Annotated in this window: 20 protein-coding genes and 4 tRNA genes; 21 read left to right on the top strand and 3 right to left on the bottom strand. The window is 55.2% G+C overall.

Going from position 1 to position 24,207, the window contains the following annotated elements:
- From UF64_RS01255 to UF64_RS01245, 3 genes are read left to right on the top strand one after another with little or no spacing between them, the layout of a single operon-like run.
- The gene (locus UF64_RS01255; protein ID WP_082049405.1) at positions 1-2,490 is read left to right on the top strand and encodes a heavy metal translocating P-type ATPase; all 2,490 of its coding nucleotides are present in this window, start codon (positions 1-3) and stop codon (positions 2,488-2,490) included.
- A gap of 3 nt (positions 2,491-2,493) precedes the next feature.
- Entirely contained in the window at positions 2,494-2,877 is a 384-nt protein-coding gene (cueR, locus tag UF64_RS01250) for a Cu(I)-responsive transcriptional regulator (protein ID WP_044826802.1), read from the top strand.
- A gap of 36 nt (positions 2,878-2,913) precedes the next feature.
- A complete protein-coding gene (locus UF64_RS01245; protein WP_044826801.1) occupies positions 2,914-3,390 on the top strand; it encodes a cytochrome c in 477 nt (158 codons plus the stop codon).
- 73 nt (positions 3,391-3,463) lie between these two features.
- Here UF64_RS01245 and UF64_RS01240 read toward each other — a convergent pair whose 3' ends face one another.
- Both UF64_RS01240 and UF64_RS01235 read right to left on the bottom strand, forming a co-directional pair.
- Positions 3,464-4,594 (bottom strand): PAS domain-containing sensor histidine kinase, encoded by a 1,131-nt coding sequence (locus UF64_RS01240; protein WP_235284925.1) that lies wholly within the window; start codon positions 4,592-4,594, stop codon positions 3,464-3,466.
- A gap of 16 nt (positions 4,595-4,610) precedes the next feature.
- Positions 4,611-5,861, bottom strand: a complete 1,251-nt coding sequence (locus tag UF64_RS01235; protein ID WP_044826800.1) for a D-amino acid dehydrogenase — start codon at positions 5,859-5,861, stop codon at positions 4,611-4,613.
- A gap of 195 nt (positions 5,862-6,056) precedes the next feature.
- Here UF64_RS01235 and UF64_RS01230 point away from each other — a divergent pair, with 195 nt between their 5' ends.
- The 11 genes from UF64_RS01230 (at position 6,057) to UF64_RS01180 (ending at position 17,725) form a co-directional block, all read left to right on the top strand.
- The gene (locus UF64_RS01230) at positions 6,057-7,520 is read left to right on the top strand and encodes a bifunctional ADP-dependent NAD(P)H-hydrate dehydratase/NAD(P)H-hydrate epimerase (RefSeq protein WP_044826799.1); all 1,464 of its coding nucleotides are present in this window, start codon (positions 6,057-6,059) and stop codon (positions 7,518-7,520) included.
- Between the two features lie 150 nt (positions 7,521-7,670).
- Positions 7,671-9,065, top strand: coding sequence for a malonyl-CoA decarboxylase (locus tag UF64_RS01225; protein WP_044826798.1), 1,395 nt, complete (start codon positions 7,671-7,673; stop codon positions 9,063-9,065).
- A 168-nt stretch (positions 9,066-9,233) separates the two neighbouring features.
- Positions 9,234-9,318: transfer RNA gene (locus UF64_RS01220), tRNA-Leu, on the top strand.
- A 112-nt stretch (positions 9,319-9,430) separates the two neighbouring features.
- Positions 9,431-10,903 (top strand): trigger factor, encoded by a 1,473-nt coding sequence (tig, locus tag UF64_RS01215; protein ID WP_044826797.1) that lies wholly within the window; start codon positions 9,431-9,433, stop codon positions 10,901-10,903.
- 44 nt (positions 10,904-10,947) lie between these two features.
- A complete protein-coding gene (gene clpP, locus UF64_RS01210) occupies positions 10,948-11,577 on the top strand; it encodes an ATP-dependent Clp endopeptidase proteolytic subunit ClpP (RefSeq protein ID WP_044826796.1) in 630 nt (209 codons plus the stop codon).
- Between the two features lie 301 nt (positions 11,578-11,878).
- Positions 11,879-13,144: an ATP-dependent Clp protease ATP-binding subunit ClpX gene (gene clpX, locus UF64_RS01205; RefSeq protein WP_044826795.1), complete on the top strand. Its 1,266-nt coding sequence runs from the start codon at positions 11,879-11,881 to the stop codon at positions 13,142-13,144.
- A 142-nt stretch (positions 13,145-13,286) separates the two neighbouring features.
- A complete protein-coding gene (lon, locus tag UF64_RS01200) occupies positions 13,287-15,698 on the top strand; it encodes an endopeptidase La (protein WP_044826794.1) in 2,412 nt (803 codons plus the stop codon).
- Between the two features lie 263 nt (positions 15,699-15,961).
- The gene (locus UF64_RS01195; RefSeq protein WP_008891813.1) at positions 15,962-16,234 is read left to right on the top strand and encodes an HU family DNA-binding protein; all 273 of its coding nucleotides are present in this window, start codon (positions 15,962-15,964) and stop codon (positions 16,232-16,234) included.
- A gap of 112 nt (positions 16,235-16,346) precedes the next feature.
- Positions 16,347-16,423: transfer RNA gene (locus UF64_RS01190), tRNA-Val, on the top strand.
- Between the two features lie 274 nt (positions 16,424-16,697).
- A tRNA-Val gene (locus tag UF64_RS01185) sits at positions 16,698-16,774 on the top strand.
- A gap of 270 nt (positions 16,775-17,044) precedes the next feature.
- Positions 17,045-17,725, top strand: a complete 681-nt coding sequence (locus UF64_RS01180; RefSeq protein WP_235284924.1) for a hypothetical protein — start codon at positions 17,045-17,047, stop codon at positions 17,723-17,725.
- Positions 17,726-17,829: 104 nt separating this feature from the next.
- Here UF64_RS01180 and fliG read toward each other — a convergent pair whose 3' ends face one another.
- Positions 17,830-18,849: a flagellar motor switch protein FliG gene (gene fliG / locus UF64_RS01175; RefSeq protein WP_044826792.1), complete on the bottom strand. Its 1,020-nt coding sequence runs from the start codon at positions 18,847-18,849 to the stop codon at positions 17,830-17,832.
- Positions 18,850-19,161: 312 nt separating this feature from the next.
- Between fliG and UF64_RS01170 the strand changes: the two genes are divergently transcribed.
- The 7 genes from UF64_RS01170 to nuoF all read left to right on the top strand — a co-directional run bounded on the left by UF64_RS01170 (position 19,162) and on the right by nuoF (position 24,190).
- Positions 19,162-19,238 (top strand) — tRNA-Asp (locus UF64_RS01170).
- Positions 19,239-19,523: 285 nt separating this feature from the next.
- Positions 19,524-19,889: an NADH-quinone oxidoreductase subunit A gene (locus UF64_RS01165; protein WP_008891231.1), complete on the top strand. Its 366-nt coding sequence runs from the start codon at positions 19,524-19,526 to the stop codon at positions 19,887-19,889.
- Positions 19,880-20,422 (top strand): NADH-quinone oxidoreductase subunit B family protein, encoded by a 543-nt coding sequence (locus UF64_RS01160; protein WP_044826791.1) that lies wholly within the window; start codon positions 19,880-19,882, stop codon positions 20,420-20,422. The genes UF64_RS01165 and UF64_RS01160 overlap by 10 nt, the downstream gene beginning before the upstream one ends.
- A 19-nt stretch (positions 20,423-20,441) precedes the next feature.
- Positions 20,442-21,071: an NADH-quinone oxidoreductase subunit C gene (locus UF64_RS01155; RefSeq protein ID WP_044826790.1), complete on the top strand. Its 630-nt coding sequence runs from the start codon at positions 20,442-20,444 to the stop codon at positions 21,069-21,071.
- Positions 21,071-22,249: an NADH-quinone oxidoreductase subunit D gene (locus UF64_RS01150; RefSeq protein ID WP_044826789.1), complete on the top strand. Its 1,179-nt coding sequence runs from the start codon at positions 21,071-21,073 to the stop codon at positions 22,247-22,249. Before UF64_RS01155 ends, UF64_RS01150 begins: the two co-directional genes overlap by 1 nt.
- On the top strand, positions 22,246-22,908 hold the full coding sequence (gene nuoE, locus UF64_RS01145) for an NADH-quinone oxidoreductase subunit NuoE (RefSeq protein ID WP_044826788.1): 663 nt from the start codon (positions 22,246-22,248) through the stop codon (positions 22,906-22,908). The genes UF64_RS01150 and nuoE overlap by 4 nt, the downstream gene beginning before the upstream one ends.
- A gap of 1 nt (position 22,909) precedes the next feature.
- Entirely contained in the window at positions 22,910-24,190 is a 1,281-nt protein-coding gene (nuoF, locus tag UF64_RS01140) for an NADH-quinone oxidoreductase subunit NuoF (protein WP_044826898.1), read from the top strand.
- Positions 24,191-24,207 lie beyond the last annotated feature (17 nt).

Genomic DNA, 24,207 nt, shown 5'->3' with positions numbered 1-24,207 from the left:
ATGGATAGCCGGACCGACCAAATCGATGCCCCAACTGGCGGCGCTGGAGGCGCTTCCGCCGGAACTGCGGCCGCAAATGATGACGATGTAAGCTTCCAGATCGAAGGCATGACCTGCGCGAACTGCGCCGGGCGCGTTGAAAAGGCGCTGGCGGCAGTTGATGGCGTGTCCGAAGCATCGGTGAACTTCGCCCTGAATTCGGCCAATGTTCATTTTGATCGCAGCAAGACCGACGCGGCGAGCCTGGCAAAGGCCGTCAATGATGCCGGTTACAGCGTTGTCGAAAATCAGCTGTCCTTTGATGTCGAAGGCATGTCCTGTGCCAACTGTGCGCTGCGGGTGGAAAAGGCCCTGGCAGCCTTGCCAGGTGTTTCAACAGCCAGCGTCAATTTCGCCCTTGAGCGTGCAGATGTCTCGGCCGTGTCCGATAGCGTCAATGATGCCCGCGTGATCAAGGCAATCGAGGATGCCGGATATCACGCAACCTCGCGCAACGGTCCGGCATCTGATGCTTCTGGTGAGGAAGGCGCGGACAGTAATGCCAACAGGAAAACCGACAAATCCCTGATCCTGCTGGCGGTCTCGGCACTGCTGACCGCGCCGCTGGTTCTGCAGATGGTCTGGATGAACCTTGGTGTGAACTACCACCTGCCGGCTTGGGTGGAACTGGTTCTGGCAACACCGGTGCAGTTCTATATCGGGGCGCGGTTCTATAAGGGCGCGTTTGCAGCCCTTCGTCATCGCAGTGCCAATATGGATGTGCTGGTCGCCCTTGGGACGTCTGCTGCCTATTTCCTTTCCGTCTATAACATGATCACGGCCAATGCTGGTCAGACTCACCTGTATTTCGAGGCCTCGGCGGCGATTGTCACCCTGATCCTTGCCGGCAAGATCATGGAAGAACGCGCCAAACGCGGTGCATCAGCCGCCATCCGTGAACTGATGGCGCTCCGTCCGCGGCGCGCGCGCAAACTGGTCGAGGGCGAAGGCGAACAGGATGTCGCCGTCGAAAGCCTTTCGGTCGGGGATATTGTGCGCGTGCTGCCCGGTGAACGTCTGCCGGTCGATGGCACGGTGCGGGCCGGTGACAGTGAACTTGATGAAAGCCTGATCACTGGTGAAACCCGCCCTGTCGCCCGTATGCCAGGCGACGCGGTTGTTGGCGGTGCGGTTAATGGCACTGGCCGTCTGGATATTGAAGTCCGGGCTGTTGGTGATTACACAACACTTTCGCGCATCATTCGTCTGGTCGAACAGGCCCAGACAGGCAAGGCGCCGGTTCAGAAGCTTGTTGACCGTGTCTCCGCTGTGTTTGTCCCGGTTGTGGTCGGTATCGCACTGCTGACCTTGGCAGCTTGGTTGTTTACCGGCTTTGGCGCAGAGGCCTCTATTGTTGCGGCCGTGTCGGTTCTGGTGATTGCATGTCCCTGTGCGCTGGGCCTTGCCACGCCAACCGCCCTTGTTGCCGGGACGGGAAGTGCCGCGCGCAACGGCATTCTGATCCGCAACTTCGATGCCCTGGAGCAGGCCCATAACGTCGATACCGTCATTTTCGATAAGACCGGCACGCTCACCGAAGGCACCCCGGCGGTACGCGATGTCGAAGCCGTCAATGGTATGGATCGCAACGACCTGCTTCGCCTGACAGCAGCCGTTCAGGCGGCGAGCGAACATCCGCTGGCGCGCGCCATTGTCTCGCTGGCCCGGGATGAGGGTCAGGAACTTTCAGATATCAACAACTTCAAGGGCAAAACCGGTGCTGGTGTCATGGCCGAGGTGGATGGCCGCAAGGTGGTTGTTGGCTCCGAAGCGCTTCTAAGCGATCAGAGCATTGATCTGCCTGCAGATGATATCGCGCAGGCGATCAATAAGCATGAGGGCGAGGGACGCACCGTCATCCTGATTGCCATTGATGGCAGCTTTGCCGGTTACATGACACTTGAAGATCGCATTCGCGAAAATGCCAAACAGGCGATTGCCGACCTCAAGGCACGCGGCATCGCATCGATCATGCTGTCTGGCGACAGTCAGGATGTGGCAAGCCACGTGGCGCGTGAACTGGGCCTGGAACGCGGTGAGGGTCGCATTCGCCCGCAGGACAAGGCGCTTGAGGTCGAAAAACTCCGCAAGGAAGGCCGTCATGTCGCCATGGTCGGCGATGGCATCAATGATGCCCCCGCACTGGCCGCAGCCGATGTCGGCATTGCCATGGGCGGTGGGACGGATGTTGCCATGGAAACAGCGGGCATTACCCTGATGCGCTCTGACCCGGCGCTGGTATCCGCAGCGATTGATATTTCCATCGCGACCCGGCGCAAGATCGCCCAGAACCTGTTTTGGGCCTTTGCCTATAACGTGGTCGGGGTGCCATTGGCGGCCCTCGGCATTCTAAGCCCGGCGATTGCCGGTGCGGCGATGGCGCTAAGCTCCGTCTCGGTTGTTGGTAATTCGCTGACGCTGCGGCGCTGGAACGCAAAGGGACGGGGATAAGCCATGAATATTTCCGATGCTGCAATTGAATGCGGCCTTCCGGCAAAGACCATCCGCTATTACGAGGATATCGGGCTGGTCTCGCCGGGCCGTTTGGCCAACGGCTATCGCGATTATGACGAGGATGACCTGCACAAGCTCCGCTTTCTGCAGCGTGCCCGTGGGCTTGGTTTCTCGGTCGAGGATTGCCGTGTGTTGCTGTCCCTTTACGAGGACCGCAACCGGGCATCCGCCGATGTAAAGAAAATCGCCAAGACCCATTTGGGTGAGATCGAACGCAAGATTGCCGAGCTGCAAAGCCTTCGCGATACGCTGTCCGATCTTGTGCAGTCGTGCCATGGCGATGATCGACCGAACTGCCCGATTATTAATGATCTTGCGCGCTAAGGCGTCCCGATACCCGAATGAAGATGAGAGAGAAAATTGAACAATAAAGGCGTTATGGCGCTCGGCGCGCTGATCGGTGCGGCGATCATGTATGGCATCGTGAGCTACTTTATCCCTGCCGGCACGGATCAGAATGTTGAGCTGCGCCCGGATGATCTGCAACTGGTCGCCCTTGGCAAGAAGGTCTATGACGCCAATTGCGCGTCCTGCCACGGTGCAAAGCTTCAGGGGGAGGCCAACTGGCGCGAACGCGGCCCGGATGGAATGCTTCCCGCACCGCCCCATGATGAAACCGGCCATACCTGGCATCATCCTGATGTGGTTTTGGTTGCGCTAACAAAATACGGCCCGGCTGCCATGGCGGGCGGAGATTACAAATCCGCGATGCAGGGCTATGAAGGGGTGCTGAGTGACGAGGAAATCATTGCCAGCCTGTCCTACATCAAAAGCCGCTGGCCCCGCGAAGTCGTCGCGCGTCACGACCAGATCAATCAATCTGCCGCGGCACAGTAAGACCCCGATAAACCAAAAGACCCGCCCGGATGTTCCGCGGCGGGTCTTTTGTCATATGGCATGAATTGGACGGTTACGGGCGCGGTAGGGTAATGCGCACCGTCGTTCCCTTGCCAACCGCACTTTCGATGCTAAGCCGCCCGCCATGCAGCTCGACCAGAAGTTTGGCAAGTGGCAGGCCAAGGCCCGTGCCGACACTTTCCTTCACCCCCGACGGATGGAGTTGCGAGAACCGGGCAAGTGCGCGCGGAATGTCATTCGGGCTCATGCCGACCCCATTATCCTCGACCGCAAAAGTGACGTCTTCGTCCGTGGTGGATAGGCCAAGGCGGATTTTGCCATGTTCGGGCGTGAACTTTGCCGCGTTGCTAAGAATATTGATCAGAATCTGTTTAAGCTTCAGCTTGTCACACGGCATTGAAACGGGCTGTTCGGGCAGATCGAATTGCAGCTCATGCCCGCGGCGCGAAATATCATCGCCGACAAGGCGTGCCGCATCGCGCATCACAGAACCCAGATCAGCCTCTTCAAGCTGCAGGGTCATCGAGCCGGCAGACAACTTCGAGACATCAAGAACGTTATTGACCAGCTCAAGCAGGTGCTTGCCAGCTTCATAAACGTCACGCCCGCAATCGCGATAACCATCCAGCAAATCGCCAAGCACGCCATGGGCAATCAATTCGGAGTTGCCGATGATCGCATTAAGCGGTGTGCGCAACTCATGACCCATATTGGCGATGAAGTCGGATTTCGACGCGTTGGCATCCGCCTGATTGCGGTTTTGTTCCATCAGGGTGCGTTCGGCCTGTTTCTGACGATCATTTTCAAGAAGCGTCATCAGAACTGCAGTACGCGTTTCATTGTTCTGGAAATACTCAAGCGGGGCGATGGATAGATCGCAAACATGATTTTCCTTGGACGCCCCGACGAGGATGATATCCCCACGCCAGGTCCGGCCAGACGAAAAAACGTCTTCGATGTCGCTCATCAAACCTTTGGAGATAAAGCCGGCCTTGCGGCCAATCATGCGGTCGCGTGAAACGCCAATCATGCGTGCGATGGCCTCGTTGCATTGCATGACAATGCCGCTGCGATCGCAAATGACGGCAGCATAGGGCAGGGCGTTCAGAACAACCTGATCCGCCAATGGCACACTGGTTGAGCCAATTGGTGTGTTGCTGGTCATGTCGGCACGTGATCCCATGATTTTAAGGTCGCCGCTAGAAGCGTGCGATACCCAGCCCCGTCAAAGAGATGTCAGGTGATTTATTGCTGATAAGATCGGCGACTGCTTTTGCGGATCCGCAACTCATAGTCCAACCCAACGTCCCATGCCCCGTATTGAGGTAAAGATTACCATACTTTGTGCCGCCAAGAATAGGGGCAGAATCCGGTGTTACGGGGCGCAAACCCGCCCAGAACCTTATGTTGGCGCGATCACCAGAATTCGGAAATAATTCCAGTGCCTTATCAACGATCAGTTGCTGTCGCCTAGGCGACATACGCAGGTCATAACCGTCCAGTTCTGCGGTGCCTGCAACCCGAAGCTGTGCGCCAAGTCGCGAATACACCATCTTCACGCTATCATCGATCAACGCCGTTTCAGGCGCGCCGGAATGGCCGGTCGTATCAATGCTGATCGAATAACCCTTGCAAGGATAAATCGGCAACTTGACGCCAAGCGGACGCAGCATTAGCGGACTGTAACTGCCAAGGCAGACAAGAAACGCGTCCGCATTGATCGTGCCTGCATCGGTTTGAACCGCGGTAATCCTGCCTTGATCACGGCTAAGGCCGGTGATCGTGGTGTTGAAGCGAAAGTCCGCCCCCTTGGCAATGCAATGCGCGCTCAGGCTTTCGGTGAACTTGCGGGCATCGCCGCTTTCATCATCCGGGGTAAAACTGCCGCCGATGATCGGGGCGTTCGAGCTGCGCAAGGCTGGCTCGATCTCGAGGCACTCTTCATGGGAAACCAGCCTGCGGTTCAGGCCATATTCCTGCATCTGCGCGGTGGCCTTTTCAACCGCGGCCATATCCTGCTCATTACGGCAGATATGCAGGATGCCGCGCGTGCTGTGATCGTAACTCAGATCAAGCTCGGCCCTTAGCGCACGAAGGCAATCACGGCTATAGATCGCAACCCGAAGCGCCTTTTCCAGATTGCGCTTTGCACGCGCATCCGTGCAGTTGCGCAAGAACCGCAAACCCCATGAAAACAGCTGCGGATCAAAGCGCATCCGCACCAGAAGCGGCGCTTCTTCGCGCCCAAGCCAGCTAATGATCTGTTTCGGGGTGGATGCATTGGCCCACGGCGTCGCGTGACAGGCGGAAATCTGACCGCCATTGGCAAAGCTTGTTTCCTGCGCACTGGCATGCTGGCGATCAACCACCGTGACCTGATGGCCATTTTGCAAAAGATACCAGGCCGCCGTTGTCCCGATGACCCCGGCGCCCATGATGACAACATGCATGCGGGCAAAGCCTTGCTGCGGAAGTTCCGTGATGCGATCAGACGGTCAGCCTTTCTGCCAACTATCTGACTTGCGAATTTCGCTGCAATATAGTGGGGTGAAATTTAAATGGCTACAGTCGACTGGACCTGTTTTAAATGCTGATGCAATACACAGCATAAAGCTAAGAGATCACGACAAGGATGACGGGGGCAAATGTTTGAAATCCTGACAACCGATCAGATGTACGAAGCAGACCGCCGCACGATCGAAGGCGGCACCCCCGGTGACGTTCTGATGCAAAACGCCGGTCGCGTCGTGTTCGAGGAAATCATTCGTCACTGGTCGCCGCGTTCCGTCTCTGTGCTGTGTGGTCCCGGCAATAATGGCGGCGATGGCTTTGCCATTGCCAAGCTGCTGCGTGACGAAGGCTGGTCGGTGCGGTTGGGCCTGATGGGCGATGTCGCGGACCTCAAAGGTGATGCCGCCCTGCATGCTGCGCGCTGGGAAGGTGCCACCGAACGGTTGTCACCAGCACTTGTCGTCGGCGCGGATCTGGTGGTTGATTGCATCTTTGGCGCGGGGCTTGCGCGTGCGATTAGTGGTGATCTGGCCGAACTGATCACGACGATTAATTCAAGCCCGTGCAGCGTTGTTGCGGTCGATGTGCCATCCGGGGTTGATGGCAACACCGGCATGGTCTTGGGCGTTGGCGTCAAGGCGGACCTGACCGTGACCTTTTGCCGGGCCAAGCCCGGGCATTACCTTTTGCCCGGTAGGTTGATGTGTGGCGAGCTCGCGGTACGCGATATCGGGATTACGGATCAGACGGTGCTTGATATTGCGCCTGCCTGTTGGCGTAACGATCCGGTTCTGTGGCGCGCAGGCATTCATTGGCCGGGTCTGGAAGGCCATAAATACCATCGCGGCCATCTTCTGGCTTTTGGCGGCAGTGCCATGACCGGTGCTACGCGCCTTGTAGCCCGTGCTGCACGGCGGTCCGGTGTTGGTCTTCTGACCATCGTATCCGAGGCCTCTGCATTGCCTGTCTATGCATCCGATGCGCCGGGAAATATGACGGCCCCGATGACGTCGTTCGATACGCTGGTCAATGATTGCCGCCATAATGCCTTTGTCATTGGCCCAGGATTTGGTGTGGGTGATGAAACCCGCGCGCTGGTGCTGAAGCTTTTGCATCTCTGTCGTGCGACGGTTCTGGATGCCGATGCGCTCACAAGCTTTGCCGAAGATCCGTCTACATTGTGTTTCGCCGTGCAGGGGCCAACCGTCCTAACCCCGCATGAGGGCGAATTTGCCCGCCTGTTTCCCGATATCACCGGCGACAAGCTGTGTCGGGCGCGGGCCGCTGCCAAGCGCTGTGGTGCGACGGTTCTGATCAAGGGGGCAGATACCGTGATCGCGGCCCCTGATGGGCGGGCGGCAATCAGTGCGGTGGATGTGCCTTGGCTGGCAACCGCCGGATCGGGCGATGTTCTGGCCGGGATCATCGGTGGATTGATGGCACAAGGCATGGACAGCTTTGATGCCGCCTGCATGGGTGTGTGGCTGCATGCGCGCGCAGGCGCAGATATCGGTCCCGGCCTGATTGCCGAAGATATCCCGGAACATCTTCCCGGCGTTTTGCGCGAACTCTGGCTGGCGTCGCGCAAAAAGGGATAAAGCGCGTTTTGCCGCCCAATAAGTCATCCGGCACGCTGGCACTTGGTGTATAATCAACCGATATAAAAACGATATGGCGCGTTGCGACGGGAACAGCGCGCCCTGAGGAAACGAATTGAAGTTCTTCTGATATCGGAGTGGGAGACAGGCATGTCTCAGACGTTTCTCGACAGAACCCTTGATAATCTGCGTGGCGCTTGGCGCGAATTGCGTGATAGCCCCGTGGTGCGCGGCCTTGGTTTTGATGAAAGCCAAACCCGCCATGACCGGTGGCGCGAACAGATTTCTGACTGTCTGGCCAGGCGCGGTGGGGCGGTCTCGGCCCGTGCCCGTGCGGCTGCCTTGGGCCATGATTTCCTGCGTCTGGATGATGCGGGCAAACGTGACTTCCTGCATCTTCTGGTCAATGAGTTCGGTGTTGATCGCGACCGGGTGGCCGCCGTCATGTCCGACTGGACGGCGGCCGACGATCTGGCCGAACAGGCATTGTTGGAGACCGAGCTACGCAGTGCTTTGGTGCCGCCATTTCGCTCAATCCTCAAGGAATTCAACTCCTTACCGCAAGGTGTGAAGTTTCTGGTTGATCTGCGGGCCGATCTACTGCGCTGGCGTAAACAGGCCCCGGGCCTTGCCATTCTCGAACGCGACCTCAAGACATTGCTGGCAAGCTGGTTTGATATCGGCTTTCTGGAGCTGCAACGCATTACATGGAATTCACCGGCAGCTCTTCTGGAAAAGCTCATCGCCTATGAAGCCGTTCACGCCATTCAAAGTTGGGATGACCTGAAACGCCGTCTGGCGTCAGATCGGCGCTGCTTTGCCTTCTTTCATCCCGGTATGCCCGATGAGCCGCTGATATTCGTTGAAGTCGCGCTTGTGAACGGCATTGCCGGCAATGTCGACGCCCTGATCGAAAGCAAGGATGACGTCACAGGCGCAGCGGACAATGGCCCCAAAGCCGATACAGCGATCTTCTATTCGATCTCGAACGCGCAGGCAGGTCTCGCCGGGATCAGTTTTGGCGACTTCCTGATCAAGCGTGTGGTGGCAGAACTTCAACGCGATCTGCCGCACCTCAAACAATTCTCCACCCTGTCGCCAATCCCGGCCTTACGCAACTGGATGGACCGGCAGCTTGATACCATGGCAAAGGGCCAGGAAACCGGCCTGCCCAAGGTGATTGAGGCGGCCCTCAATGATTGTGATGACCTGATGGGGCCAAAACCCCCGGCAACCAGCCCCGACGCGGTATCCGAACGCACACGGACCAATATCGAATATCTGACGGCCTGGTATCTCTTGAATGCCAAGCGGCCGGGTATGGAAACCGCATTTGATCCGGTCGCGCATTTCCATCTTAGCAACGGCGCGCGGGTCGAACGCCTGAACTGGAACGGCAATGGCAAGGAAAATGGCTGGAATCAGTCATTCGGGATGATGGTGAACTATCTTTATGACCTCTCCACCATCGAAAAAAATCACGAAAGTTATGTCGGGCAGGGCAAAATTGCGGTTTCAAGTGCGGTAAAACGGCTTCTGCGTTAGCGCATCCAATATCCAAAATCGCTTGATTACCCTCATTTCAGGCCATGTTTTGCAGTTATTTTCGACAAGATTGCGATTGTCGAAAAGGCGATGCTTGCATGAGGGGATCGAAGTTTGTATTAAGGCGCACTCATTCCGGTGTGACCGGAGTGAATTCTATGCTTGTGTGCGGGTGTGGCGGAACTGGTAGACGCGCTGGATTTAGGTTCCAGTGGAGCAATCCGTGGGGGTTCGAGTCCCTTCACCCGTACCATAAGCAGCTGAAAATTTGATCGAGACCCATATTCGTTTAGTCATATTGACTTTCTGACGTCCGGACTGCGTCGCGTAACGGACATTATTCGAACCAAGCAAAAGAGTTATCTATGCAGGTTACTGAAACCAAAAACGAAGGCCTGGCGCGCGAGTTCAAAGTCGTCGTGCCCGCCGCACACATCGAAGAAAAAGTCGTCGCCAAACTCGACGAGATCAAGGATCAGGTTCGCCTGCCGGGCTTCCGTCCGGGCAAAATCCCGGCGAAACTCCTGCGCCAGCGTTATGGCCAGGCTGTCATGGGTGAAGTCCTTGAAGCCGCTGTCAACGAAAACACCGGCAAGGTTCTGAACGACAATGATCTGCGCCCGGCTGTTCAGCCGAAAATCGAAGTCACCAAATTCGATGAAGGCGGCGATCTGGAATTCGACATCGCAGTCGAAATCATTCCGGCCATCGAAGCGATGGACTTCAAAAAGCTGAAGCTGACCCGTGAAGTTGTTGAACTTGACGACAGCAAAGTGACCGAAACCCTCGAGCGTATCGCATCCGCACAGGGTACGACCGCTCCGCTCGCACGCAAGCGCAAGTCCAAAGCTGGCGACGTTGTCGTGATCGACTTCCTCGGCAAAATCGGCGGTGAAGCGTTCGAAGGCGGTAAAGCCGAAGATTACGAACTCGAACTCGGTTCCGGTTCCTTCATCGAAGGTTTCGAAGATCAGCTGACCGGTGTGAACGCTGGTGACGAAATCGTTGTCAAAGTGAAATTCCCGGACGAATACGGTGCAGCAGAACTGGCCGGCAAAGACGCCGAGTTCGACGTAACCGTCAAGGAAATCAAGGAAAAGAAACCGGCTGAGCTGGATGACGAACTGGCCAAAAAACTCGGTCAGGAAAGCCTTGAGTCCCTCAAAGACGCCATTCGCAAGGACTTCGGTCGCGAATACGAATCGGTTTCCCGTCAGAAAATGAAGCGTCAGCTTCTTGACGCCCTGGCCGAAAACCACAGCTTCGAACTGCCGACTTCGCTGGTAGATAACGAACTGGAAGGCATCATTGGCCAGATCAAACAGGCCCGTGAAGCTGGTCAGGAAGACGACGAAACCAAAGGCAAGTCTGAAGAAGAGCTGACCGCCGAGTTCCGCGAAATCGCAGAACGTCGCGTTCTTCTGGGCCTTCTGCTCGCAGAAGTTGGCCGTGAGAACGAAATTCAGGTCACTCAGGAAGACGTCAACAAGGTCCTCGTTGCAGAAGCCCAGAAATATCCGGGTCAGGAACAGCAGGTTATCGAATTCTATAAAAATAACCCGCAGGCCTTGCAGGCGCTTCAGGGCCCTGTATATGAAGACAAGGTCGTTGATTACATCGTCGAACTCGCGAAGGTAGAAGAAAAAACCGTTTCGGTTGAAGAACTTCTGAAGCCTGAAGAGGAAGACGAAGCTCCGAAGAAGAAATCGGCTGCTAAAAAGGCACCGGCGAAAAAGGACGCAGAGAAAAAGGCTCCGGCTAAAAAAGCCCCGGCCAAAAAAGCTGCAGCCAAGAAGCCGGCCGCTAAAAAAGCTGCTGACAAATCCGAAGAGAAGTAATCCGGCCGGAAACGGTTTAGGATCATGCAGGGAGATTGCAGTTGATGATTGAAGAACAGATGAATTCGCTTGTGCCGATGGTCGTTGAACAGACCAGCCGTGGCGAGCGTGCCTATGACATCTTTTCGCGGCTGCTCAAAGAGCGCATCGTTTTCATCAACGGTCAGGTCCATGACGGCATGTCGTCACTGATCTGTGCTCAGCTGCTGCACCTCGAATCGGAAAATCCGGATAAGGACATTTCGCTTTACATCAACTCACCGGGCGGTGTTGTGACCTCGGGTCTCGCCATCTATGACACCATGCAGTACATCCGTTGTGATGTCTCCACAGTGTGCATGGGGCAGGCGGCATCCATGGGCTCGCTGCTTCTGATGGCCGGCGCAAAAGGCAAGCGTTACTGCCTGCCGAATGCGCGTGTCATGATCCACCAGCCGTCTGGCGGCTTCCAGGGTCAGGCATCGGACATCGAAATTCACGCCCGTGAAATTCTGGCTCTGCGTCAGCGTCTTAACGAGATCTATGTCGAACATACCGGCCGTGATCTCAAGACCATCGAAGACGCAATGGAGCGTGACAACTTCCTCACCCCGGATCAGGCCAAGGAATTCGGTCTGATCGATGAGGTCGTTACCTCGCGTCCGAAGTCGGAAAGTGATGAAAAGAAAGACTGATCACCCAAGTGTGATTGGTGAAAACGCCCCGGTGATCTGCCGGGGCGTTTTTTTATGTCTTGCCTCATGGCAGTTTTAAGTCATAGACAAGTGTATGCGCTGGCTTTGGTGTTGATGTTCGGAACTTGCAGGCTGCCGGAACGTTTAGGTGATTAATGCAAGGGGTTTCGCAACTACAGTGGCGAACCCATATCAAACTTGAAGCCATAAAGCCGAAAAGCGCAGATTAAACGTTGAGATCGGTATCGTTTACCGGCTAACATGGCGATAAAAGATAACGTCAAACGTAATTGGGGTTTGTATGAGCAAATCGAATAGCGGGGACTCCAAGAACACTCTGTACTGTTCTTTCTGTGGAAAGAGCCAGCACGAGGTTCGCAAGCTCATCGCCGGTCCAACCGTGTTCATCTGTGATGAATGCGTCGAGCTTTGCATGGACATCATCCGCGAAGAGCACAAAACCCATCTCGTCAAATCGGCAGACGGGGTGCCTTCTCCGCAAGAGATTTGCAAGGTCCTTGATGACTATGTCATCGGTCAGGGCCATGCGAAGAAAGTTCTCTCTGTAGCGGTTCACAACCATTACAAACGCCTGCATCACGCCAGCAAGAATGAAGACATCGAACTGGCGAAATCAAACATCATGCTGGTCGGTCCGACCGGTTGCGGTAAAACGCTTCTGGCCCAGACCCTGGCCCGCATTCTTGATGTGCCGTTCACCATGGCAGATGCCACCACCCTGACCGAAGCCGGTTATGTGGGTGAGGATGTCGAAAACATCATTCTCAAGCTGCTGCAGGCTGCTGACTATAATGTCGAGCGTGCCCAGCGCGGCATCGTCTATATCGACGAAGTCGACAAGATTTCGCGCAAGTCCGACAACCCGTCCATCACCCGTGATGTCTCGGGCGAGGGCGTGCAGCAGGCATTGCTCAAGATCATGGAAGGCACTGTTGCTTCCGTTCCGCCGCAGGGCGGCCGGAAACATCCGCAACAGGAATTCCTGCAGGTTGACACCACCAACATCCTGTTCATCGTTGGCGGCGCGTTCGCTGGCCTGGACAAGGTGATCTCGCAGCGTGGCAAAGGCAGCGCAATCGGCTTTGGTGCCGATGTTCGCGGCCCTGATGAACGCCGTGCTGGTGATGTCCTGCGCGAAGTTGAGCCGGAAGACCTTCTGAAATTCGGTCTGATCCCGGAATTCATCGGTCGTCTGCCGGTTCTTGCAACGCTTGAAGACCTCGACAATGACGCTCTGGTTCAGATCCTGACCGAGCCGAAAAACGCACTGATCAAGCAGTATCAGCGCCTGTTCGATATGGAAGATGTGAAACTCACCTTCCAGCCGGATGCGCTCAAGGCGATTGCTGATAAGGCAATTGAACGCAAGACCGGTGCGCGTGGTTTGCGCTCGATCATGGAAGGCATCCTGCTTGAAACCATGTTCGATCTGCCGACCATGGAAAGCGTCGAGGAAATCGTGATCAATGCCGACGTCGTACAAGGAAAGGCAAAACCGTTGCTGATCCATGCAGAGCGTCGCGAAGGTGTTGAAAACACTGCCTGAACTTAATTCCCGCACCGGCATCTATTGCGGTGCGGGAAATTCAGATTATCTAACGATTATCTAAAACATGTTCGCGTTGCCTGCGGGGCCTATGAAAGGACCGCACAGCAGCGTTACGGCTCAGATTAGGGAATAGAACATAATGGTCGAATTGGCGCGTGGCGAAATATACCCGGTGCTGCCGTTGCGTGACATTGTCGTGTTCCCGCACATGATTGTTCCGCTTTTTGTCGGACGTGAAAAATCGGTGCGTGCACTCGAAGATGTGATGCGTGAAGACAAGCAGATCCTGCTTGTTACCCAGAAAGACGCCGGTCTTGATGATCCGGCTGTCGAAGATCTCTATGAAATTGGTACTGTCGCAACTGTCTTGCAGCTTCTCAAGCTGCCGGACGGAACCGTCAAGGTATTGGTTGAAGGCGGGAAACGGGCCGAAATTACCGGCTATGTTGATAACCCTGAATTCTTCCAGGCCTATGGTTCGGTGCGTGAAGACAGTGACGAGGATGACAGCGAACTCGAAGCGCTGGCCCGTTCTGTCGTCACCCAGTTCGAACAGTACATCAAGCTGAACAAGAAAATTCCGCCTGAGGTTCTGGTCTCGGTCAACCAGATCGAAGAACCGGCCAAGCTTGCCGATACGGTGGCCTCCCACCTGTCGCTCAAGATTTCCGAAAAGCAGGAGCTTTTGGAAACCAAGCTTGTTGGCGATCGTCTGGAACGTATTTTCGGCTTCATGGAATCCGAAATTGGCGTGTTGCAGGTTGAAAAGAAAATCCGCAACCGCGTCAAACGCCAGATGGAGAAAACCCAGCGCGAGTACTATCTGAATGAACAGCTCAAAGCCATTCAGAAGGAACTGGGCGAGGGTGAAGATGGCAAGGATGAAGCTTCTGAAATCGAAGAGAAGCTGAACAAGGCCAAAATGCCCAAGGAAGCCAAGGAAAAGGCACAGGCAGAACTCAAGAAACTGCGCAATATGAGCCCGATGTCGGCAGAAGCCACCGTGGTGCGCAACTATCTTGACTGGATGGTGTCCATTCCGTGGAACAAGCGTTCGCGTGTTTCCCATGACCTGAAAAAGGCCAAGAAGGTTCTTGATAAAGAGCATTACGGTCTGGAAAAGGTCAAGGAACGCATCCTTGAATATTTAGCTGTTCAGGCGCGTACCAAAAAGGTCAAAGGCCCGATCCTTTGTCTCGTTGGTCCTCCCGGCGTTGGTAAAACCTCGCTTGGTAAATCCATGGCCAATGCGACCGGGCGCAGCTTCGTGCGCATGTCGCTTGGTGGCGTACGCGATGAATCTGAAATCCGCGGTCATCGCCGGACCTATATCGGGTCCATGCCGGGCAAGATTGTCCAGGGCATGAAAAAGGCGAAATATTCCAACCCGCTGTTCCTTCTCGACGAGATCGAAAAGATGGGTTCGGACTTCCGTGGTGATCCGGCCTCGGCCCTGCTTGAGGTATTGGATCCAGAACAGAACGCGACCTTTAACGACCACTATCTCGAAGTCGATTACGATCTTTCGGATGTGATGTTCGTGACCACGGCCAACTCGCTTCGTATGCAGCAGCCGCTGCTTGACCGTATGGAAGTCATCCGGATTTCCGGTTACACCGAAGACGAGAAAGTCGAGATCGCCAAACGTCACCTCATTCCCAAGCAGGTCAAGGATAATGGCCTGAAGAAAGGGGAATGGAGCATCTCGGACGAAGCACTTCGTGATCTGATCCGTTATTACACCCGCGAAGCCGGTGTGCGTAGCCTCGAACGTGAACTGGCCAAACTGGCCCGTAAGGCGACCAAGCGTATCATGCTTGAAAATCTGAAAACGGTTCGTGTGACCCCGCGCACCCTTGGCAAATATGCCGGCATCCGTAAGTTCCGCTTCGGCGAGACCGAGGGTGAAGATCAGGTCGGTGTGGTAACCGGTCTTGCCTATACCGAGTTTGGTGGCGATCTGCTTCAGATCGAAGCGGTCACCGTTCCGGGTAAGGGCAACATGAAAACCACCGGTAAACTCGGTGAAGTCATGACGGAATCCATTCAGGCGGCGACCTCGTTTGTCCGTTCGCGTGCAGTTGATTTCGGGATCAAGCCGACCCTGTTCCAAAAACGTGATATCCACGTTCACGTGCCCGAAGGGGCAACGCCCAAAGACGGCCCGTCGGCCGGTGTGGGCATGGTGACCTCGGTTGTTTCGGTTCTGACGGGCAATCCGGTGCGCAAGGACGTTGCGATGACGGGTGAAGTCACCCTGCGTGGCCGGGTGCTTGCGATTGGCGGTTTGAAAGAAAAGCTTCTGGCTGCTCTGCGTGGTGGGGTGAAAACCGTCTTGATCCCGCAGGAGAACGAAAAGGATCTCGAAGAGATTCCTGACAACGTCAAACGTGGCATGGAAATCATTCCGGTGTCCCATGTTGACGAAGTTCTGAGCCACGCATTGGTCAATCCGCTTGTCCCGATCGAATGGGAAGAAGAGGTTGATGATGTTGCTGTCAAATCCAAGGACGGCGAAGAATCGGATATCGGCGGTGTGACGACTCACTAAAGATCGTCATAACCGGCAGAAAACAAGGGGAACGACCACGTCGTTCCCCTTTTTCTGTGGATAACTTTGCCCAAGAATCGGCGCAGGAACATGTCGGGATTGGTGTAAAGCGCAAAAAATCGAAAAAAACGTCAAAAACCGCAGAAAACTGCGTCTCTCGCATTGACGAGATGTTTGCGACCTGCTTACACTGCGCATGCAACAGGTTTGGGGCAAACCAAATTTCCTCATAACTCCGAACGTCCAAACAAGGGGGCCAGGAAGTGAACAAAAACGATCTCGTTGGAAGTGTAGCTGCTAAAGCTGATCTGTCCAAAGCTGACGCTGCTAAAGCGGTTGACGCTGTTTTCGATTCCATCACCGATTCTCTGAAATCCGGCGACGAAGTTCGTCTGGTTGGTTTCGGTACCTTCGCTGTCGCTGCTCGCGCTGCTTCAAAAGGTCGCAACCCGCGCACCGGTGAAGAAATCGACATTCCGGCATCGAAACAGCCGAAGTTCAAGGCTGGTAAAGGCCTGAAGGACGCCGTCAACTAAGTTTGACGAAGTTCTTTGAAATAAATGCCGGTGACCTGTGTCACCGGCATTGCTTTTTGGAAAATCCATGCTATGTTCCGCTCCGCTTCGGAGCCGTCGTTCCCAAAGCAACGGGTGATTAGCTCAGCTGGTTAGAGCATCTCGTTTACACCGAGAGGGTCGGGAGTTCGAATCTCTCATCACCCACCATCAAAAAGGCAGCCCTAAAGGCTGCCTTTTTTGTTTTTGCACCCACGCGAATCACGCGCCTGATTGTTGATTGCTCCGGCAACAGAGCGCGCGTGGGGTAGAGGACCGCAAAATGGCGCGAAATCGGGCCGAAATAGCGGGTTTTGGTTGACCAATCACCGACGATAATCCGCCTTGAAATAGAAGTTACATTTTTATGCAAAGTGGGCATTGCTTTTTGGGAAAACCATGGTAAGTTCCGCCCCGCTTCCGCAGAACAGCGCGGTTTGCAAAAGGGTGATTAGCTCAGCTGGTTAGAGCATCTCGTTTACACCGAGAGGGTCGGGAGTTCGAATCTCTCATCACCCACCATGAAAAAGGCAGCCCTAAAGGCTGCCTTTTTCATTTCGGGTTCCAGCCTTTGTCGGTGTCCCTCTTAAGCGCAAAACGGCTTCCCAAGGCGGCTAAGCGCACAGAATACTTATCCATTGTTATATCGGTCCTTTAATGTGTCATGACAAAGCGTCACGTGGCTTTGCCCAGGTAGTGGGCGGGCAGGGCGATAAGCATCTGTAAAAGTTGACGCTTGCCCGCCAGACGGGCACTGTTGATCCCATGATCAAGAGAATCGGAACCTTCAAGATGAACAGCAATCCGGCCCAGCATCCTACCAATCGTGAACGTGTTTGCCATGCGGCGGCGCCACAGCGGTTGTCGCGTCGGGCTTGGAGCAGCATCCGTCAGGTTCTGATCGTTCTCTGCCTGCCGCTGATGCTGGCTAGCTGCTATCTGCCTGAAGCGTTCACCATTGACCTTTCCATGGAGCGTAACGGCGATTATCGGCTGAGCTATCGTGGACTACTGGTCCAGCCAAACATCACGCAGGGTCTGCTCGACAAAAGCCTGGATGCCGAGGGCGAGAAGGAAAAGGTCGCGGCTGTTCTGGCCGATCTCAAGCGCGATTCGGCGGTAAGGCAGCTCACCTATAGTGGACGGGGTGTGTTTAACCTCGTTTATGAAAAGCGCGGCAACATCATGCGCGAGAAAAGCTTTGTCTTTGTCCGCAGGCAATCGCGCATACTGGAAATGTTCTTCCATTCAGAGCGAAACACCGTCGAAATTCGGGGCGGCTTTGTCCCCGATCAGTATCAGGACCGCCTGACTGCCCTTGGCTATCAGATGACCGGCAAGATCGAGGTGCGCACGACGGCTGGCGTGCGCAGCCACAATGCCGCTGAATTCCGGGAAGTCAGCGGCCAGAACCGTCTGCGCTGGGAAATCCAGTCAATCACCGATCCGACGCCCAACGTCATTCTCGGCTAGGGCAGGGTGCTTGGCCGCGGCTTGGCAGTTAGGCGCGTTCGGAGAACGAAAAAAGGGACAGCCTTGACTGTCCCTTTGGTGTTTCTGTGATTTCGATGCCGGGTCTAGAAGACCATTTCGTCTTCGCCGCTGCCTTCGGAGATAACGATCTGACCTTGTGCAGCCAGTTCCTTGGCCAGCTGGACGATCATCATTTGCGACTCTTCGACGTCGGACAGACGGACCGGGCCAAGCGCATCCATATCTTCCTTCATCATCTTGCCGGCACGTTCGGACATGTTCTTGAAGAACAAGTCGCGCATCTGATCGGTCGAGCCTTTCAGTGCTAGGGCAAGCTTGTCCTTTTCGACCTGACGCAGCAGCGTCTGAACGCCGTTGTTGTCGAGGCGCGCAAGGTCTTCGAAGGTGAACATGAGGGCCTTGATCTTCTCGGCCGAGTCACGGTTACGTTCTTCAAGCGCAGTAAGGAAACGGTCCTGGCTTTGGCGGTCCAGACTGTTGAAGATATCCGCCATCAGCTCGTGGTTGTCGCCACGCGAACCGCGCGCAAGGTTCGACATGAACTCGGTGCGCAGCGTCTTTTCAATGTTATCAAGAACTTCTTTCTGAACCGCTTCCATGCGCAACATACGCATGATGACTTCCATCGAGAAGTTTTCCGGCAAAAGCGACAGAACCGACGCAGAATGTGCGGGTTTGAGCTTGGACAAAACCACGCCCACGGTCTGCGGATACTCGTTTTTAAGGTAGTTCGCCAGAACCGCTTCGTTCACGTTGTTCAGCTTGTCCCACATGGTGCGACCCGCAGGACCGCGGATCTCTTCCATGATGCCGTTGACACGGTCTTCGGGCAGAACCTTGGAAAGCAGGCGTTCTGTGGTATCAAACGAACCCACCAGCGACCCGGTTGAAGAAAGCTGGTCAGCGAATTCGACAAAAAGGCGCTCAACGATATTGGAGTTGATCGTACCCAGGCTCGACATGGTTTGGGAAATCTCTTTGATTTCCTCGTCATCCATCATGCTGAACATCTTGGTTGCGTGCTCTTCCCCAAGAGCAAGCATGAGAATCGCTGCCTTTTCAGGTCCGGCCAGTGATCTGTATTCTTCTTTAACGCGCCCCACGGGTGGTCTTCTCCGTCGTAATGACTCTGTTCGGGGTTGGAACCTGACTCCCGAACCTGCCTCTATCGCACCGTAAGATAGGGGTTATTTGTCAACAATTCTATAAAAGCCGACACCCCTTTGCAAAGCCCCATAGGTATAAAGCCCCCTAAATGTACAGAATTGATTAATGCTGTACAAATCCGGGGCGAAATTGCCCCGCAGCGGGTGATGTGTGGAAACGCAATTGTCGAATGGGTTGAAAACGTTGCTAGCTGCTTGACTTGGTTTGGGGTGTGGTCTAACAAAGGCGCGCCGATTGATGGTCATTTAGCGGGCGTAGCTCAGTTGGTTAGAGCGCCGGCCTGTCACGCCGGAGGCCGCGAGTTCAAGTCTCGTCGCTCGCGCCATGATCCATCATCTGTTGTCTTTTGTCGGGCGAATTGTCTTTTCCGCGATCGCCTTTTCATGTGTTGCTAATACTGCTTCGCACGATTGGGTCTTGATCATCTCGACGTCCAGCCCGATATCGGACGATAGTAAACGGTAGAAAGATTTAGAAAGTTTCCGTTCTTTGAGCGTGTTAAACACGCTTGAGGACTGGAACTTGTGCGGTGCATACGTTATGGTGCGCCGTAATGGGCCAGGTGGGGACCTGGTCGGGTCAAAAGGCCTGTTCTTGAGAGGTCAGAGAGATGCAAGAGCTTCTTTCGGAATATCTTCCGATCCTGGTGTTCATCGGGATCGCCGTCGGTCTTTCGGCGGTAATCGTCATCGCGTCGCTGGTTCTTGCCAAGCAGGCACCGGATGTTGAGAAACTGTCCGCTTACGAATGCGGGTTTGCGCCGTTCGAAGACGCGCGCATCAAGTTCGACGTCCGGTTCTATCTGGTCGCAATCTTGTTCATTATTTTCGACCTCGAAGTCGCCTTCCTGTTCCCGTGGGCTGTTACCCTCGGTGATATCGGGACGTTCGGCTTTGTATCGATGGTGATCTTCCTGGCTGTTTTGACGGTCGGCTTTATCTACGAATGGAAGAAGGGAGCTTTGGAATGGGAGTGAGCACCAATACAGGCGCACCCCTGGCACCCGGTTCGGATCAGGATGCACTGCTTAAGGGCGTGTTTGACGAGATGAACGACAAGGGCTTTGTCCTTGCCAATCTCGATAAACTTGCAAGCTGGGCAAGCACCGGTTCCCTGTGGCCGATGACTTTCGGTCTGGCCTGCTGTGCTGTTGAGATGATGCATTCCGCTGCGTCGCGTTACGACCTTGACCGTTATGGTCTGGTCTTCCGCCCAAGCCCGCGTCAGTCGGACGTGATGATCGTTGCTGGTACCCTGACCAACAAAATGGCCCCGGCACTGCGTAAGGTCTATGACCAGATGGCAGAGCCGCGCTGGGTCATTTCGATGGGCTCGTGCGCCAATGGCGGCGGTTACTATCACTATTCTTATTCGGTGGTTCGCGGTTGTGATCGCGTTGTCCCGGTGGACGTATACGTTCCGGGGTGCCCGCCGACAGCAGAAGCGCTGATTTACGGCGTGATGCAGCTGCAAAAGAAAATCCGCCGTACCGGTGTCCTGACACGCTGATCCGTAATAGGGGGCTTGCATGAGCGAACTGCTCAGCGATAACAGCGCTGCTTTGAAAGATCTGAAAGATCTGGTGGCGTCCCAGCTGGCCAACGAAATTCTCGAAAGCGAGATTCGTTACGGCGAGTTGACCATCGTCGCCAAGCGCGATGATATCCTTAAAGTTCTGACCTTCCTTCGGGATGATACCGGCTGCTTGTTCAAGCAGCTGATTGATGTTTGTGGTGCCGACTATCCGGAACGTACCGAACGTTTCGACGTCGTCTATCACCTGCTGTCTCTGAAGCATAACCTGCGCATTCGTGTGAAGGTCCGCACCGACGAAGACACCCCGGTACCAAGCTGTGTCTCGCTTTTCAGCGCCGCCGACTGGTTCGAGCGCGAAGCGTGGGACATGTACGGTATCTTCTTCGCCGATCATCCGGATCCCCGCCGTATCCTGACCGATTACGGTTTCGAAGGTCATCCGCTGCGTAAAGACTTCCCGCTGACCGGGTATGTCGAAGTGCGTTATGACGATGAACAGAAGCGTGTTGTCTACGAGCCGGTCAAACTGGTTCAGGATTTCCGTAATTTCGATTTCGAAAGCCCGTGGGAAGGCATCCAGCATGTTCTTCCGGGTGATGAAAAGGCGGAGGGCAACGCCTGATGTCCGAACAAAAAATCAAAAACATGACCATGAACTTCGGCCCGCAGCACCCTGCGGCGCACGGCGTTCTGCGTTTGGTTCTGGAAATGGATGGCGAAGTCGTCGAACGTTCCGACCCGCATATTGGTCTTCTGCACCGTGGTACGGAAAAGCTGATCGAATATAAGAGCTATATTCAGGCGACCCCGTATTTCGACCGTCTCGACTATGTCGCACCGATGAACCAGGAACATGCATATTGCCTGGCCATCGAAAAGCTGATGGGCGTCGAAGTGCCCAAGCGTGCCCAGTATATCCGCGTTCTCTATGCGGAAATCGGTCGTATTCTGAACCACATTCTGAACCTGACCGCGTTTGCACTGGACGTTGGTGCGATGACCCCGCTTCTGTGGGGCTTCGAAGAACGTGAAAAGCTCATGGAATTCTATGAGCGCGCCTGTGGTGCTCGTCTTCACGCCAACTATTTCCGTCCGGGCGGCGTTGCTGCCGATCTTCCGGCCGGTTTGCTCGATGATATCGATGCCTGGGCAGATCAGTACGAAGTCTTCCTGAAGGACTTTGACCGCGTTCTGACGGGCAACCGTATCTTCAAACAGCGTACGGTTGATATCGGGATCGTCAGTGCGGAAGAGGCCCTTGATTGGGGCTTCACCGGTCCGAACATTCGTGCATCGGGTATGGCATGGGATCTGCGTAAATCGCAGCCTTATGACTCGTATGAAGATTTCGACTTCGACATTCCTGTCGGCAAGAACGGCGATTGCTATGACCGCTTCCTTGTCCGCTTTGAAGAAATGTGGCAGTCGCTGAAAATCATCAAGCAGGCCATCAAAAATATGCCGGATGGTCCTGTTATTGTTGAAAACAATAAAGTGGCACCGCCGTCGCGCGCTCAGATGAAGCGTTCGATGGAAGCCCTTATTCACCACTTCAAACTCTTCACCGAAGGTTTCCACGTACCGGCCGGCGAATGCTACGCCGCGGTCGAGGCACCGAAGGGCGAGTTTGGTGTGTATCTTGTTTCGGATGGCTCGAACCGTCCGTATCGCTGCAAAATCCGCGCCCCGGGGTTCCCGCATCTCCAAGGCCTCGACTTTATGTCCAAAGGTCACATGTTGGCCGACGTCGTTGCCAATATCGGGTCGCTAGATATCGTGTTCGGTGAGATTGACCGATGAGCCATTTGAGAAGACCAGCTCCGAAAGAGCTTCAACCGACCAGCTTTGCTTTCACGCCTGAAAATCAGGAAAAGGCAAAGAAGATCATCGCCAAGTATCCGGAAGGCCGCCAGCAGAGCGCGGTCATGCCGCTGCTTGATCTGGCACAGCGTCAGACCGAGGGTAACTGGGTTCCGACCGTCGCAATGGATTACATTGCCGACATGCTCGAAATGCCGGCCATTCGCGTCTACGAGGTCGCGACCTTCTATACGATGTATAACCTTGCCCCGGTGGGTAAGAACTTCATCCAGGTCTGCACCACGACCCCGTGCTGGCTTCGCGGTTCTGCCGACGTTGTCGATACCTGCAAAAAGGAACTCGGCATCGGCGTTGGCGAAACCACCGAAGACGGTCAGTTCACCATGATCGAAGTTGAATGCCTTGGTGCGTGTGTTAACGCCCCGATGATGCAGATTAACGACGATTATTACGAAGACCTGACTGCGGAAAGCACCAAGGCCATCCTCGATGCCCTCAAAAAGGGCGAGAAGCCGAAAACCGGCCCGCAGAGCGGCCGCAAAGGGTGTGAGCCGATCGATGGTCCGAAGGTTCTGAAGGCATTCTGTGGCTGCGGTGCAGCCCCGCAGGACGCTGATGCAAGCGAAGGGGACGCCTGATATGCTGCAGGATAAGGATCGTATCTTTACCAACCTGTATGGTTTCCAGGATTTCGGCCTTAAAGGCGCGCAGTCCCGTGGTAACTGGGATGGTACCAAGGCATTGATCGAAAAAGGCCGTGACTGGATCATCGACGAGATGAAAGCATCCGGTATGCGTGGTCGTGGGGGCGCTGGCTTCCCGACTGGCCTGAAATGGTCCTTCATGCCCAAGGAATCTGACGGTCGTCCGAGCTACCTGGTTGTCAACGCCGATGAAGGCGAACCGGGTACCTGTAAAGACCGTGAAATCATGCGCAATGATCCGCACACCCTGGTCGAAGGTTGCCTTCTGGCCAGCTTCGCGATGAATGCGCATGCAGCCTATATCTATATCCGTGGTGAGTTCTATCACGAGGCATCCAACCTTCAGCGCGCGATCGACGAGGCATATGATGCCGGTCTGATCGGTAAAAACGCCTGTGGTTCGGGTTGGGACTTTGACCTTTACCTGCATCTCGGTGCCGGTGCTTACATCTGCGGCGAAGAAACCGCCCTGATCGAAAGTATCGAAGGTAAAAAAGGTCAGCCGCGCCTCAAGCCGCCGTTCCCTGCGAACGCCGGTCTGTATGGTTGCCCGACCACGGTGAACAACGTTGAATCGATTGCCGCCGTTCCGACCATTCTGCGTCGTGGCGGTTCGTGGTTCTCGAGCTTCGGTCGTGAAAACAACCACGGCACCAAGCTGTTTGCCATTTCCGGCCACGTTGAAAAGCCGTGCACTGTCGAAGAAGCCATGAGCATTCCGCTCAAGGAACTGATCGAAAAGCATTGCGGCGGCGTTCGTGGCGGCTGGGACAACCTTCTTGCGGTTATCCCGGGCGGTTCTTCGGTTCCGCTGATGCCAAAAGACGTCTGCGACGACGTGCTGATGGACTTCGATGGTCTGCGTGAAGTGGGCTCGGGTCTTGGTACGGCGGCTGTGATCGTCATGGACAAGTCGACTGACATTGTCTATGCGATCGCGCGTCTGTCGGAATTCTACAAGCATGAAAGCTGTGGTCAGTGCACGCCGTGCCGTGAAGGTACCGGCTGGATGATGCGCATGATGGCGCGCATGGTCCGCGGCGAAGCCACGCTCGATGAGATTGATCTGTTGTGGGATGTGACCAAACAGGTCGAAGGCCACACCATTTGTGCGCTTGGCGATGCTGCTGCATGGCCGATTCAGGGCCTTATCCGTCATTTCCGTCCCGAAATGGAACGTCGGATCAAGGAATATCGCGCACGGATCGCGGCCTGAGAGAGGCCTGTTGAGAG

Source organism: Thalassospira sp. HJ (assembly GCF_000948415.1).
In the GTDB taxonomy this organism is placed as follows: domain Bacteria; phylum Pseudomonadota; class Alphaproteobacteria; order Rhodospirillales; family Thalassospiraceae; genus Thalassospira.
This window is presented reverse-complemented; position numbering and strand designations above follow the sequence as displayed.

Bases quoted from the DNA above. Each gene is read 5' to 3' on its own strand.
- lon (WP_044826794.1), top strand. From the start codon at position 13,287: ATGGTCGAATTGGCGCGTGGCGAAATATACCCGGTGCTGCCGTTGCGT.
- UF64_RS01235 (WP_044826800.1), bottom strand. From the start codon at position 5,861: ATGCATGTTGTCATCATGGGCGCCGGGGTCATCGGGACAACGGCGGCC.
- clpX (WP_044826795.1), top strand. From the start codon at position 11,879: ATGAGCAAATCGAATAGCGGGGACTCCAAGAACACTCTGTACTGTTCT.
- UF64_RS01165 (WP_008891231.1), top strand. From the start codon at position 19,524: ATGCAAGAGCTTCTTTCGGAATATCTTCCGATCCTGGTGTTCATCGGG.
- clpP (WP_044826796.1), top strand. From the start codon at position 10,948: ATGATTGAAGAACAGATGAATTCGCTTGTGCCGATGGTCGTTGAACAG.
- UF64_RS01230 (WP_044826799.1), top strand. From the start codon at position 6,057: ATGTTTGAAATCCTGACAACCGATCAGATGTACGAAGCAGACCGCCGC.
- UF64_RS01225 (WP_044826798.1), top strand. From the start codon at position 7,671: ATGTCTCAGACGTTTCTCGACAGAACCCTTGATAATCTGCGTGGCGCT.
- UF64_RS01150 (WP_044826789.1), top strand. From the start codon at position 21,071: ATGTCCGAACAAAAAATCAAAAACATGACCATGAACTTCGGCCCGCAG.
- nuoE (WP_044826788.1), top strand. From the start codon at position 22,246: ATGAGCCATTTGAGAAGACCAGCTCCGAAAGAGCTTCAACCGACCAGC.
- cueR (WP_044826802.1), top strand. From the start codon at position 2,494: ATGAATATTTCCGATGCTGCAATTGAATGCGGCCTTCCGGCAAAGACC.
- nuoF (WP_044826898.1), top strand. From the start codon at position 22,910: ATGCTGCAGGATAAGGATCGTATCTTTACCAACCTGTATGGTTTCCAG.
- tig (WP_044826797.1), top strand. From the start codon at position 9,431: ATGCAGGTTACTGAAACCAAAAACGAAGGCCTGGCGCGCGAGTTCAAA.
- UF64_RS01155 (WP_044826790.1), top strand. From the start codon at position 20,442: ATGAGCGAACTGCTCAGCGATAACAGCGCTGCTTTGAAAGATCTGAAA.
- UF64_RS01160 (WP_044826791.1), top strand. From the start codon at position 19,880: ATGGGAGTGAGCACCAATACAGGCGCACCCCTGGCACCCGGTTCGGAT.
- UF64_RS01255 (WP_082049405.1), top strand. From the start codon at position 1: ATGGATAGCCGGACCGACCAAATCGATGCCCCAACTGGCGGCGCTGGA.
- UF64_RS01180 (WP_235284924.1), top strand. From the start codon at position 17,045: ATGAACAGCAATCCGGCCCAGCATCCTACCAATCGTGAACGTGTTTGC.
- UF64_RS01240 (WP_235284925.1), bottom strand. From the start codon at position 4,594: ATGGGATCACGTGCCGACATGACCAGCAACACACCAATTGGCTCAACC.